Source organism: Rhizobium sp. FG96 (genome assembly GCF_057808655.1).
In genome coordinates this window covers 534,312-546,402 of sequence record NZ_JBMDIL010000001.1, presented here as the reverse complement: position 1 = coordinate 546,402, position 12,091 = coordinate 534,312, and the positions used below count along the sequence as shown (strand labels likewise).

Genomic DNA, 12,091 nt, shown 5'->3' with positions numbered 1-12,091 from the left:
GCTACAGGGCAGGCGCTGCCATATCGGCGGCCGCGTAATGGAAGGGCGTGCGATGATGGCGATCATGGCAAGGCGCGAACGCGGCTGGAGACCGGCCCGTTGATCACCGCCTATTGCTCCAATTGCAAATCCGTCGAGATTGGCGATCTGTCGCAGACCGCCGCATTTCCGGATGACGTCGTCTGGATCGACATGGTCGAGCCGACGCGCGAGGAAGAGCTCTACGTCGAAAAAGTGATCGGCATCGAAGTGCCGACCCGCGACGACCTCAAGGATATCGAACCGTCGGCCCGTCTCTATACCGAGGACGACGCCGTGTTCATGACCGCCTCGCTCGTCTGGCAGGCCGATACATCCTCTCCGACACTGACCGATGTCGCCTTCATCCTGGCCGGCAACAAGCTGATCACCATCCGTTACGCCCACCCGAAATCCTTCAAGCTGTTCATCGCCGCCCTGCACCGCGTGCCCGAGCAGTGGCGCAACGGCGCTTCCCTGCTTGCCAAGCTGCTTGAGACCATCGTCGACCGCACCGCCGAGATCCTCGAGCTTTCGGTCTCCCGCATCGATATCCTCTCGACCCATGTCTTCGGCGATCGCGCCAAGAAGGTCCGCAAGCCGTCGAACTATCTGGAAGAGAAGCTCCGCGACATCGCCGCCCATCACCGGCTGGTCAGCAAGGTGCGCGACAGCCTCGCGTCGCTGTCGCGTCTGTCGAGCTTCTTCTATGCGCTGCCGGCCGTGCAGCAGGACCAGGCCACCAAGGAACTCTGCCGCACCGTGTCCCGCGATATCCAGTCGCTGAACGAGCACGCATCCTTCATTGCCGGCAATATCACCTTCCTGCTCGATGCTTCGCTCGGCCTGATCAACATCGAACAGAACTCGATCATCAAGATCTTCTCGATCGCATCGGTGGTGTTCTTGCCGCCGACGCTTGTCGCATCCATCTATGGTATGAATTTTGAATTCATGCCGGAATTGCATTTCGCGGCGGGCTATCCCTATTCGCTGGCCCTGATGGTCATCTCCGCCGTCATTCCGTTTTTCTTTTTCCGCTGGAAAGGCTGGCTCTGAGGAGCCTGTTTGTTACTTCATGTCCGACGAAAGTCATTCGCACGACAGCAACATGACGCCGCGCAAGCTCTTCTATCTTGCGCTCGGCTCCGTTGGCGTCGTCTATGGAGATATCGGTACCAGCCCGCTTTACGCCTTCCGCGAAGCGCTGAAGCCGGTGGCCCAGGACGGTCTCACGCGCTTTGAAGTCATCAGCCTCATTTCGCTGATGATCTGGGCGCTGACCATCATCGTCACCATCAAATACGTGCTGCTGCTGCTGCGCGCCGACAACGAAGGCGAAGGCGGCACGCTGTCGCTGCTCGCCTTGCTGATGAAGACCGCCAACGGCCACACGGCGATCCTCGTCGCCCTCGGCCTGACGGGTGCGGCACTCTTCCTCGGCGACGCGATGATCACCCCGGCACTGTCGGTTCTGTCGGCAGTCGAAGGTATCAAGCTCGTGGCGCCGAATGCCTCGCCCTATATCGTGCCGATCTCGGTGGCGATCCTGGTTGGCCTTTTTGCCTTCCAGTCACGCGGAACGGGCACCATGGCCCGCTTCTTCGGTCCGATTACCGCGCTGTGGTTCATCGTCATGGCGGTCGTCGGCCTGTCGCATATCTCCGACGACTACGGCATTCTCGCCGCCTTCAATCCCTACTATGCCGTCAGCTTCCTGCTGAACGAAGGCTTCTACGGCATCGTCGTGCTCGGCGCCGTGTTCCTGACGATCACCGGTGCCGAAGCGCTCTACGCCGACCTCGGCCATTTCGGCCGCCGTCCGATCCAGTGGGCCTGGTTCGCGCTCGTCTTCCCGGCGCTGACGCTGAATTATCTCGGCCAGGGCGCGCTCGTGCTCGGCAATCCGGAGGCGATGTCCGATCCGTTCTATCTGATGTTCCCGAAATGGGCGCTGCCCTTCGGCGTCGTGCTCGCCACCTGCGCCACCATCATTGCCAGCCAGGCCGTCATCACCGGCGCCTTCTCGCTGGTGCGCCAGGCGATCAACCTTGGCTTCCTGCCGCGCATGGAAATCCTCTTCACCTCGGAAACCAATACCGGGCAGATCTTCCTGCCGTCGGTCAACGCCATCCTCTTCCTCGGCGTCATGTTCCTGGTGATCACCTTCAAGACCTCGGATGCGCTGGCAACGGCCTATGGCATCTCGGTCACCGGCGCGATGGTCGTCACCACCATCATGGCCTTCGAGTTCGTCCGCACCCGCTGGAACTGGTCGATCCTGGTTGCCTCGATCGTGCTTTTGCCGCTGCTGGCGCTTGAACTGATCTTCCTCGGCGCCAACCTGCTCAAGATTCACGACGGCGGTTACATCCCGATCCTGATCGCCAGCGCCTTCATCGTCATCATGTGGACCTGGCGCCGCGGCACCGGCATTCTCACCGAGAAGACCCGCCACACCGATATTCCGCTCGCCTCCTTCGTCAGCTCGATCGAGCGCAAGAGCGATCACTCACCGGCCCATGTTCCGGGCACCGCGATCTTCCTGACCAGCGATCCGGAATCCGCGCCCGCTGCACTGCTTCACAATCTGAAGCATAATCACGTTCTGCACGACAAGAATGTCATCCTGACGATCCGCACCGTCAACAAGCCGCGCGTTCCGAGCATCGACCGCTACAAGGTCGAGCCGATCTCCGAGCGCTTCTCGCGCGTCGAGCTGCAGTTCGGCTTCATGGAAACCCAGAACGTCTCGCAGGCGCTGGCCACCCTGCGCAAGACCGGGCTGAAGTTCGACATCATGTCGACCTCCTTCTATCTCGGCCGCCGCAAGCTGGTGCCGGATGCGAAGTCGGGCATGCCTTACTGGCAGGACCGTCTCTATATCGCGCTCGCCAACGCGGCCGCCAATCCCTCGGACTATTTCCGCCTGCCGGCCAACCGCGTGGTCGAGCTCGGATCGCACGTCATCATCTGACGCGACGCAAAGACATCTTTCAAAGCCCGGCCATCGCGCCGGGCTTTTTGCGTTTCGCTATATGAAAAAATGCTCATGGGAGATTCTGGGACGGCAAATTAACCAACCATCAAGGTTAATGAGAGATTTTCGATACAAAGTTCATGCGTCCCGTGTTCCCGGAGTCTGGCGTTGCGTCGAAAGAGCGTTTCCCTCGGCAAGCTGCGTATTGTGCCCAAAAACTGGGTCTCACCCGCCATCTTCGGCATCTGCGGGTGGCTCGCATTTCCTTCCATCGTCTCGCATGCGGATCTCGCCGCCATGCTCGCCGGCCTCGATGAGAGCCGCGAGAACTGGCGTATGGTCATGACCAACTCGCCGGCCGGCTCCATCCACCAGGCCGAGCTTACCTTCGCAGACCCGATCGTGACGGGCACGGTTGCCGCCGGTGCCGGCATGGTTCTGCCCGATGGCCGCAAGGTCGCCTTCGTCGCCGAAGGGAAGGGGCATGAGGACACGACCGACGAAGAGCGCGTCAACCGCAGCCTGAAGAAGGGCCGCATCGTCGCCGTCGAGAAGATGCAGCCGCCGAAGGATTTCACCGCCGGCTCCATTCTCCAGCGCACCCGCCTGCTGTTCCAGCCGGCCTTCAATCTCAAGGACAAGTCGGCCTTCGTGAAGCCGAAGATCAAGGGCAAGGAAATCGAGATCGCCATGGCCTTCTATAAGAAGGAGCCGATCAAGCCGGAAACCGTGGTGCCGACCTTCCTTGCCGATCTCGTCAACAACGACAAGCCGGATGTGCTGGCAACCGCCTATGCGCCGGCAGCACCTGACTATTCCCGCCAGTCTCCTTTCGATTCGATCCTTGCCGACAAGGGTGCCAATGACGGCCGCTTCGTGCCGCAGATCGGCGCCAAGGATCATGCCTGGGCCGCAAGCGTTCTTCCGCCAACGGTATTTTCCGCCGCCGAGCAGCAATGTCTCGCGTCCGGCATCTATTTCGAGGCCCGTGGAGAATCGGTGAAGGGGCAGGCAGCCGTTGCCCAGGTCATCCTCAACCGCGTTCGCAACCCGGCCTATCCGAAAACCATCTGCGGCGTCGTCTATCAGAACGAGGACTGGCGCAACCGCTGCCAGTTCTCCTTTGCCTGCGACAACATCAAGGACCGCGTGAACTCGCAATATCACTGGCGCATGGCCCGCGAAGTGGCGATGGCGGTGACGGCCGGCAAGATCTGGCTGCCGCAGGTCGGCTCCGCCACGCATTATCATGCGGTCTATGTCCGCCCGAAATGGGCCAAGACCATGGAGAAGGTCGGCCGCATCGGTCTGCACGTCTTCTACCGCACCTATGGCGGCGGCTGGAGTTGAGCGCCGCTAATCTGTGGATTCTCTGCAGCTTCCACCGGCTATAAAGCTGATTCTCCCGCTCGAATTTTGCCAAGCGGCCGAGATTGAGATCAAGTGCCTGATATAAAACGATTATTTTATGTCCGGGCACGGGCGCCCTATGCCTTGACTATACCAATCCCTAAAACTATGTTGCGCGCGACTTCAGAACGGGCCGAAAGGTTCTATATTCCATGTCTCTGACGTCCGCGGGACCGGGGTAGCGGGATTGCGGATAGGGATGTAGGAGGAGGAACCATGTCGGATGACCGGGAAGAAAGTCTGGACAGGCGCCGCACGCAGCTGGGAGCAGAGCTCAAGGCAAAGCGTGTAGAGGCGAGAGAGGAACAGGCGAGCGAGGCCCGCGCCGAGGAAAGCCGTAAAGGCTATGCCCAGGCGATGAAGCTTTCGAGCGAATTCATCTCCGCTATCATTGTCGGCGCGCTTCTGGGCTATCTCCTCGACCGTTTTGTCGGCACGGCGCCTTGGGGTTTGATTATTCTTCTGCTTCTCGGATTTTGTGCCGGTGTTTTGAATGTTCTCCGTGCCGCAGGCAAGGTTGCAAAACCGGAGCCTGGAAACGGAAACGGCAGCAAATAGGGCAGGGCGCGCCAGCGCCTCGTTCATTATGAATGATCCCGCGCCCGCGGGCCAAAGAAGAGAGAACAAGCGGTGTCTAACGATCCGACCCATCAGTTCCTGATCCAGAAGATTGTGCCGATCGAAGTCGGCGGGATTGATTTCTCGTTCACCAACGCTTCGCTCTTTATGGTCGCTTCGGCTGCCGTTGCCGCAGGCTTCCTGTATTTCTCGACCTCGAACCGCGCGATCGTTCCCGGCCGCTCGCAGTCGGTCGCTGAAATGTCTTATGAATTCATCGCCTCGATGCTGAAGGAAGGCGCGGGCACCAAGGGAATGAAGTTCTTCCCGCTGGTCTTCTCGCTCTTCATGTTCGTGCTGACCGCAAACCTGCTCGGCATGTTCCCGTACTTCTTCACCATCACCAGCCAGATCATCGTCACTTTCGCCCTGGCGCTGCTCGTCATCGGCACGGTTCTGGTCTACGGCTTCTATAAGCACGGCTTCCACTTCCTGAATGTGTTTGTCCCGCAAGGCGTTCCCGGCATTCTCCTGCCGCTGGTCGTGGCGATCGAAATCATTTCGTTCCTGTCCCGTCCGATTTCGCTCTCGGTTCGTCTCTTCGCAAACATGCTCGCCGGTCACATTACGCTCAAGGTGTTCGCAGGCTTCGTCGCCTCGCTCGGAGCCCTTGGCGCGCTCGGCATCGGCGGTGCCATTCTTCCTCTCATCATGACCGTCGCCCTGACCGGTCTCGAGTTCCTCGTCGCCTTCCTCCAGGCTTACGTCTTCGCGGTACTGACTTGCATGTACCTCAACGACGCGATCCACCCTGGCGGGCACTAAGGATAACGACATCGACGTCAAAGGGCGTCAGTCATTCGCCGCAACAACCATTTCAAAGGAGTTCAACATGGAAGCGGAAGCAGCAAAGTTCATCGGTGCAGGTCTGGCTTGCTTTGGTATGGCCGGTACGGCTCTCGGCCTCGGCAACATCTTCGGCAGCTACCTGTCCGGCGCTCTGCGCAACCCGTCTGCCGCTGACAGCCAGTTCGGCCGTCTGGTTTTCGGCTTCGCCGTTACGGAAGCTCTGGGCATCTTCTCGCTGCTCGTCGCTCTCCTCCTGCTCTTCGCCGTTTAATTTCGGTGGATTGAGGGATCACGGCCTGCAGACCGCAAGCCGTGATCCTTTGCATTTGCAGTACACCTGGAGGTGAGCATGTTTTTTGTGACCCCGGCCTATGCTGAAGAGGCTCCGGCGGGAACGGCAGAAACGGGTGCAGCCACTGGTACGGATCCGCACGCCGCCCCGGCTGCTGGCGAGGTCCATACCGAAACCGGCGTTGCCGGTGGCGAGCATCATGGCGGCGTTTTCCCGCCGTTCGATTCGTCGACCTACGCATCCCAGCTTCTCTGGCTGGTGATTACGTTCGCTGTTTTCTTCGTGCTCATGCAAAAGGTCATCGCACCGCGCATCGGCGGCATCCTCGAGCAGCGCCATAACCGGCTCGCTCAGGACCTGGACGAGGCAGCCCGCCTCAAGTCCGAAGCCGACGCCGCAGTCGCAACCTATGAAGGCGAACTCGCCGCAGCCCGCGCCAAGGCCAATCAGATCGGCTCTGCCGCTCGTGACGCCGCCAAGGTCAAGGCCGAAGCCGATCGCCGCGCTGTCGAAGCCAGCCTTGCTGAAAAGCTGAAGGCCGCCGAAGGCCGCATCGCCGACATCAAGGCGAAGGCATTTGCAGACGTCGGCACGATCGCTGAAGAAACGGCAACCGCCGTCGTCGAACAGCTGATCGGCGGCACCGCTGCCAAGACCGACGTTGCCGCTGCCGTTGCAGCCGCCAAGAAGGAGGCTTGATCGATGGCACTTGACGCAACATTCTTTGCGATGATCGGCCTGTTCCTCTTCCTGGGACTGGTTGTCTATCTCAAGGTTCCCGGCATGATGGCGAAGTCGCTCGACGACCGCGCCGATCAGATCCGCAACGAACTGGCGGAAGCCAAGCGCCTGCGCGAAGAGGCCCAGCACCTGCTGGCCGAATACCAGCGCAAGCGCAAGGAAGCCGAAGCCGAAGCTGCCAACATCGTCGCGGCTGCCGAGCGCGAAGCAGACATGCTGACCGCCGAAGCCAAGAAGAAGACGGAAGAGTTCGTTGCCAACCGCACTGCGCTTTCCGAGCAGAAGATCAAGCAGGCGGAAGCCGATGCGATGAAGGCCGTCCGTTCGGCCGCCGTCGACCTCGCGATCTCTGCAGCCGAAGCCGTTCTCGCCAAGAAAGCGGACGCCAAGGTCCAGACCGACCTCTTCAAGGCCGCCGTCGGCGAAGTGAAGACGCGCCTGAACTGAGGTTCGGACATTGAGTTTGAAAAGCCCCGCCATTGCGCGGGGCTTTTTGTTTTTGGGGTGTGGCGGCTATAGCAGCCTCGCAATCTGCTGCGACAGTTGTTCACCGTGGGAGGGTCCCCTCATGCCGCGCAGCCAACGCAGGCCGTCAATCGGATCACCGAGACCTCCCCAACCTCCCTCATTCCTGTGCTTGTCACAGGAATCCAGCCACGGCACGTCTGCGCCGTGAATGACACGAGACGACTTCCAGCGCACCAATGAGTCTCTCGCGCCCCAGGACTGGGGCGCACTGGATTCCTATGACATCCCGTGGGCGTAGCCCTAAGGGCACAGGAATGAGGGAGGAGAAGTTGGTGGCCGCGGAGCGAGGTGGCACGTGGGGCCGCGTTTACGGTCGGTCCGTAGGGAACGCATGGGATATCAAAGGCTGGTGACTGCGGCCCCCTCATCCGCCCTTCGGGCACCTTCTCCCCGAGGGGAGAAGGGAGGGAAGAGAAGGCTGCTCGCCCCCTTTATAAGCCAAGGGTCGGAGGACGAGTCGAGACGCTGCGGCTTTCCCCTTCTCCCCAGCGGGGAGAAGGTGCCCGAAGGGCGGATGAGGGGGCTCCGCGCGCAACGGCAGAAGCGGAACCACCCTACCCCTTAATCCCGCAACATCTCCTCCGTCACCGCAACCACGCCATCCTTCCGCAACGGCCGAAACGTCATCCGGTGCAGCGGGCAGGGGCCGTGCGCCTCAATCCCCGCACGGTGCTGCGCCGTGCCGTAGCCGGCGTGGGCGGCGAAGCCGTAGTTGGGGAAGACGAGGTGGGCGCGGGTCATCATCCGGTCGCGGGTGACCTTGGCGACGATCGAGGCGGCGGCGATGGAGACGGAGCGGGCGTCGCCCTTGACCACCGCGTGGCCGGGGCAGTCGAGCCCCTGGGGCACGTCGAGGCCGTCGGTCAGCACATAGGCCGCCGGAATGGAGAGGCCGCAGATGGCGCGGCGCATGGCGTCGAGGCTCGCCTTGCGGATATCGGTATCGTCGATGCGGGTGGCACTGGAGGAGGCGATGGAGACCGTTGCCGTTGCCAGGATCTGCACGAACAGCTCCTCGCGCTTGGCGGCCGACAGCTGCTTGGAATCGTTCAGCCCCTCTGGGATGCGCTTCGGGTCGAGAATGACGGCTGCGGCAACGACAGGGCCTGCGAGCGGCCCGCGTCCGGCTTCATCGGCACCGGCAACCGGCCAGTGACCGGCCTTGCGGGCCTTCAGTTCCAGCTTGAAATCCGGAGTGAGCGGCGCGTCTTCGAAAAGCAGAGGAGAATCGGGTGGCGTGCGACGTTTCATGCGGCTGAACCTCGCACGCTAACCCGATTTCCTGCAAGCCCCCGGAACAGGGCGGCGGCCGGGGGCTAGGGCCGCGAAGGGGCAGGGGACCCATCCGCGGTGTGCAGGCAGCCAGGGCGGCGGCAGCCTGCGGGTATTGCGTCATTGCCGGCGGCATACCCGCCGGCCGGTCGAAACGCTCCTCACGCGCCCGTGCCAGCGGGCGCGAAGTCTTCAAAGCAGCGACAGCTGCACGCCGCTGCCATCCGGCGGCACGAAGAGATCGTCGCGCAGCGGCATGCTGCGTCTGACCATGCCGAGCCGCTTGGTGGCCATCTCGAAGCGGCGGGCGATCTGCCAGGCATAGGGCCCCGCACCCTTCATCCGCTTGCCGAACTCGGCATCATAATCCTTGCCGCCGCGCATCGAGCGCACCAGCGACATGACATGCCGGTAGCGGTCCGGGTAATGCTGCAGCAGCCAGTCGCGGAACAGCGGCGACACTTCCAGCGGCAGCCGCAGCAGCACATAACCCGCCTCGCGCGCGCCGGCGGCATGCGAAGCCTCCAGAATGCGCTCCAGCTCGTGGTCGTTCAGCGCCGGTATGACGGGTGCCGCCATCACCGAGGTCGGGATGCCGGCTTCACTCAGCGCATGGACTGCCTCCAGCCGCCGCGGCGGGGTCGAGGCGCGCGGCTCCATGGTGCGGGCGAGCTTGCGGTCGAGTGTCGTCACCGAAAGCGAGGCGCGCACCAGTCCCTTGGCGGCCATATCCTTGAGGATGTCGATGTCGCGCATGATCATCGCCGACTTGGTGACGATCGAAACCGGGTGGTTCGCCTTGTTCAGCACTTCGAGGATCTGCCGCATGATGCGCCATTCCTTCTCGATCGGCTGGTAGGGATCGGTATTGGTGCCGATGGCGATCACCCGCGGCTTGTAGCCGGGCTTGGCAAGCTCGCGCTCCAGGAGCTTGGCGGCATCGGGCTTGGCAAACAGCTTCGCCTCGAAATCGAGCCCGGCCGACAGCCCCATATAGGCGTGGCTCGGCCGCGCGAAGCAATAGATGCAGCCATGCTCGCAGCCGCGATAGGGATTGATCGAGCGGTCGAAGGGAATGTCGGGCGACTCGTTGCGGGTGATCGCCGTGCGCGGCTTCTCGATCTGCACTTCGGTCTTGAACGGCGGCAGCTCTTCCAGCGTCTGCCAGCCGTCGTCGAACGTCTCGCGGCTCTGCGGCTCGAACCTGCCGCTCGGATTGAGCCCGGCGCCACGTCCGCGGCGGCGCTCGCCATCCACCCGCAGGCCGGATTGGGCGATCAGCGCTTCGGCAATATCTGCCGTGTTGGCAGGCGCGAATGCGGCCTGCCCTGCAAGGGACTGTTCGTTCATCGGATTCTCCCGCAGCGGAGGCGTTGCCTTCGCCCGTTCTTGATGATTAAATTCCTAATCAGAAAATGAGAACAATGCAAGAACAAAATGAGGAAAGTCGCGCTGGCAAAATTTTGTGCGGCGCATTATAAATAGGCAATGTTGACGGTTGTTCTGGAGTGCCAGGATCAGGAACCTGAGCTGGCGCAGACTTTATCGGTGCTGGTCGCGGGCGCGGTCGAAGGGCTTGTAAGTGACGTCGTGGTGCTCGATCACGGCTCGCGCGACGGCACCTCGCGGGTGGCGGATGCCGCCGGCTGCCGTTTCCATTCCCAGTGGGATATCAAGGACATATTGCGCTCTGCGCGGGGCGAGTGGTTGCTCTTCGTCGAGCCGGGTGCGCGCCCGCAGGCGGGCTGGATCGACGAGATCGCCGAATATGTGGCGCTGAACAAACTGCCCGCCCGCTTCACCGCCTCGCGCGCCTACCGCCGTCCGTTCCTGCAGCGGGTCGGCCGTGCGTTGCCGCCGCTGGAGCTTGCCTATCTTGTCCCCAAGAAGCAGGCGGTTGCCTCGGCCAAGAGCGGCATGCGGCTGGCGGAATTTCCGAAGGGTCAGAAGCTGCGCCAGCTTTCCAGTGAATTGATTCCTTCCTGGGTGGCACGCGCCGCCAGATAGAATCAGCCGCCGCGCTTCAGGTGCTCGTCGAGCCGCGGCATGATTTCCACGAAATTGCAGGGCATGTGCCGGTAGTCGAGCTGCGCCTTCAGGATCCCGTCCCAGGCATCCTTGCAGGCGCCGGGCGAGCCGGGCAGCGCGAAGATGAAAGTGGCGTTGGCAACGCCGGCCGTGGCGCGCGACTGGATCGTCGAGGTGCCGATCTTGTCGTAGGAAATCCGGTGGAACACTTCCGAGAAGCCGTCCATGCGCTTCTCGAACAGCGGCTCCAGTGCTTCGGGCGTCACGTCGCGGCCTGTAAAGCCGGTGCCGCCGGTGGTGATGACGACGTCGATGCCATCGGTCTCCGTCCAGGTCTTCACCCGCGCCGCGATCGCCTGCTTGTCGTCCCGCACGATGGCGCGGTCGATCAGCCTGTGGCCGGCCTCGGCGATGCGGGCAGCGAGCGTGTCGCCCGACTTGTCGTCCTGGAGCGTGCGGGTATCCGAGACGGTCAGCACGGCGATGCCGACGGGAATGAACGGCCGGTTCTCGTCTATGCCAGGCATGTCACTCTCCCGAAACAGTTTCCGTTGCCTGGAAATACCAGTCCGGCCGCTGGCTGTGAAGCTGCCATGCCGCGGCCTCTGCCGCCTGCAGGAAGGGGAAGAGCCCGAAGCAGGTGGCGCCGGAGCCGGACATGCGCACCAGATCGGCGCCGCTCCCGGCAAGCAGGGCCGAAATCTCGGCAATCTCGGGCGTCAGGCTGCGCGCCGGCGGCTCGAGGTCGTTGCGATTGGCCTCGATCACCCGCATCCAGCCGCCGGCCGAAAGATCGAGCGGCCGGTTGTTCTTCTGTGCCAGCGTGCGAAAGATCTGCGGCGTCGACACGCCCTTCAGCGGATTGGCGAGCACCAGGAAGAGCCGTGGCAGCGCCACCCGCTCGATCTCCTCGCCGATCCCGCGCGCTATCAGCGGGCGGCTTTCCAGGCACATCGGCACATCGGCGCCAAGCTGCAGCGCAAGCGCCGAAAGGATATCGGCGGGCACCCGCACGTTCCAGAAGCGCTGAAGCCCGCGCAGCGCCGCAGCCGCATCCGCCGAGCCACCGCCGATCCCGGAGGCAACCGGCAGGTTCTTGTCGAGATGGATCGAAACCGCAGGCGCATGGCCGCCCTGGGCAAGCACGGCCTGGCGCAGAAGATCGCGCCCCTTGAGAACGAGATTGCTGCCGGGATCGCCGCCGAGATCGGCGGAAAAACGCCCGCTGATCGTGAAGCCGTCGGCATCGGCGGCGGTGAAGCTCAGCCGGTCGCCGTGACTGGTGAAGGTCACCAGCATGTCGAGCAGATGGTAGCCGTCGTCTCTCTGGCCCGTCACATGCAGGGCCAGATTGATTTTCGCAGGCGCGTCTTCAGTCACCGTGAAACGGCGGCTCTCCGCATCCGGCATCCGTT

13 protein-coding genes are annotated in these 12,091 nt (G+C 62.5%); 9 read left to right on the top strand and 4 right to left on the bottom strand.

What is annotated here, in order from left to right:
• The first annotated feature begins 99 nt into the window (after positions 1-99).
• The 8 genes from ACODR6_RS02805 to ACODR6_RS02770 all read left to right on the top strand — a co-directional run bounded on the left by ACODR6_RS02805 (position 100) and on the right by ACODR6_RS02770 (position 7,295).
• Positions 100-1,077, top strand: coding sequence for a magnesium transporter CorA family protein (locus tag ACODR6_RS02805; RefSeq protein ID WP_203429297.1), 978 nt, complete (start codon positions 100-102; stop codon positions 1,075-1,077).
• A gap of 19 nt (positions 1,078-1,096) precedes the next feature.
• Positions 1,097-2,995 carry a potassium transporter Kup gene (locus ACODR6_RS02800; RefSeq protein ID WP_203429296.1) on the top strand — a complete coding sequence of 633 codons (1,899 nt, stop codon included), beginning with the start codon at positions 1,097-1,099 and terminating at the stop codon, positions 2,993-2,995.
• Between the two features lie 171 nt (positions 2,996-3,166).
• Positions 3,167-4,348 carry a cell wall hydrolase gene (locus ACODR6_RS02795; protein WP_489020587.1) on the top strand — a complete coding sequence of 394 codons (1,182 nt, stop codon included), beginning with the start codon at positions 3,167-3,169 and terminating at the stop codon, positions 4,346-4,348.
• 276 nt (positions 4,349-4,624) lie between these two features.
• Positions 4,625-4,966, top strand: coding sequence for an AtpZ/AtpI family protein (locus ACODR6_RS02790; protein ID WP_112719115.1), 342 nt, complete (start codon positions 4,625-4,627; stop codon positions 4,964-4,966).
• 72 nt (positions 4,967-5,038) lie between these two features.
• Positions 5,039-5,791, top strand: coding sequence for a F0F1 ATP synthase subunit A (locus tag ACODR6_RS02785; RefSeq protein WP_112719114.1), 753 nt, complete (start codon positions 5,039-5,041; stop codon positions 5,789-5,791).
• A 67-nt stretch (positions 5,792-5,858) separates the two neighbouring features.
• The gene (locus tag ACODR6_RS02780; RefSeq protein ID WP_003588243.1) at positions 5,859-6,086 is read left to right on the top strand and encodes a F0F1 ATP synthase subunit C; all 228 of its coding nucleotides are present in this window, start codon (positions 5,859-5,861) and stop codon (positions 6,084-6,086) included.
• Positions 6,087-6,164: 78 nt separating this feature from the next.
• Positions 6,165-6,806 carry a F0F1 ATP synthase subunit B gene (locus ACODR6_RS02775; protein WP_112719113.1) on the top strand — a complete coding sequence of 214 codons (642 nt, stop codon included), beginning with the start codon at positions 6,165-6,167 and terminating at the stop codon, positions 6,804-6,806.
• A gap of 3 nt (positions 6,807-6,809) precedes the next feature.
• A complete protein-coding gene (locus ACODR6_RS02770; RefSeq protein ID WP_112719112.1) occupies positions 6,810-7,295 on the top strand; it encodes a F0F1 ATP synthase subunit B in 486 nt (161 codons plus the stop codon).
• 642 nt (positions 7,296-7,937) lie between these two features.
• Here ACODR6_RS02770 and rnhB read toward each other — a convergent pair.
• Entirely contained in the window at positions 7,938-8,627 is a 690-nt protein-coding gene (gene rnhB / locus ACODR6_RS02765; protein ID WP_489020584.1) for a ribonuclease HII, read from the bottom strand.
• A 213-nt stretch (positions 8,628-8,840) separates the two neighbouring features.
• Positions 8,841-9,998 (bottom strand): PA0069 family radical SAM protein, encoded by a 1,158-nt coding sequence (locus ACODR6_RS02760; protein WP_489020582.1) that lies wholly within the window; start codon positions 9,996-9,998, stop codon positions 8,841-8,843.
• A 138-nt stretch (positions 9,999-10,136) separates the two neighbouring features.
• Here ACODR6_RS02760 and ACODR6_RS02755 point away from each other — a divergent pair, with 138 nt between their 5' ends.
• Entirely contained in the window at positions 10,137-10,655 is a 519-nt protein-coding gene (locus tag ACODR6_RS02755; protein WP_489020580.1) for a glycosyltransferase family 2 protein, read from the top strand.
• Between the two features lie 2 nt (positions 10,656-10,657).
• Here the strand turns inward: ACODR6_RS02755 and moaB are convergent, their stop codons facing one another.
• Entirely contained in the window at positions 10,658-11,203 is a 546-nt protein-coding gene (moaB, locus tag ACODR6_RS02750; protein WP_489020578.1) for a molybdenum cofactor biosynthesis protein B, read from the bottom strand.
• A gap of 1 nt (position 11,204) precedes the next feature.
• Positions 11,205-12,086 carry a 4-(cytidine 5'-diphospho)-2-C-methyl-D-erythritol kinase gene (locus ACODR6_RS02745; protein WP_489020576.1) on the bottom strand — a complete coding sequence of 294 codons (882 nt, stop codon included), beginning with the start codon at positions 12,084-12,086 and terminating at the stop codon, positions 11,205-11,207.
• Positions 12,087-12,091: the final 5 nt, after the last annotated feature.

Excerpts from the sequence above, each read along its gene's own strand:
- ACODR6_RS02800 (WP_203429296.1), top strand. The coding sequence starts at position 1,097 with ATGTCCGACGAAAGTCATTCGCACGACAGCAACATGACGCCGCGCAAG.
- rnhB (WP_489020584.1), bottom strand. The coding sequence starts at position 8,627 with ATGAAACGTCGCACGCCACCCGATTCTCCTCTGCTTTTCGAAGACGCG.
- ACODR6_RS02780 (WP_003588243.1), top strand. The coding sequence starts at position 5,859 with ATGGAAGCGGAAGCAGCAAAGTTCATCGGTGCAGGTCTGGCTTGCTTT.
- ACODR6_RS02770 (WP_112719112.1), top strand. The coding sequence starts at position 6,810 with ATGGCACTTGACGCAACATTCTTTGCGATGATCGGCCTGTTCCTCTTC.
- moaB (WP_489020578.1), bottom strand. The coding sequence starts at position 11,203 with ATGCCTGGCATAGACGAGAACCGGCCGTTCATTCCCGTCGGCATCGCC.
- ACODR6_RS02775 (WP_112719113.1), top strand. The coding sequence starts at position 6,165 with ATGTTTTTTGTGACCCCGGCCTATGCTGAAGAGGCTCCGGCGGGAACG.
- ACODR6_RS02745 (WP_489020576.1), bottom strand. The coding sequence starts at position 12,086 with ATGCCGGATGCGGAGAGCCGCCGTTTCACGGTGACTGAAGACGCGCCT.
- ACODR6_RS02755 (WP_489020580.1), top strand. The coding sequence starts at position 10,137 with ATGTTGACGGTTGTTCTGGAGTGCCAGGATCAGGAACCTGAGCTGGCG.
- ACODR6_RS02760 (WP_489020582.1), bottom strand. The coding sequence starts at position 9,998 with ATGAACGAACAGTCCCTTGCAGGGCAGGCCGCATTCGCGCCTGCCAAC.
- ACODR6_RS02790 (WP_112719115.1), top strand. The coding sequence starts at position 4,625 with ATGTCGGATGACCGGGAAGAAAGTCTGGACAGGCGCCGCACGCAGCTG.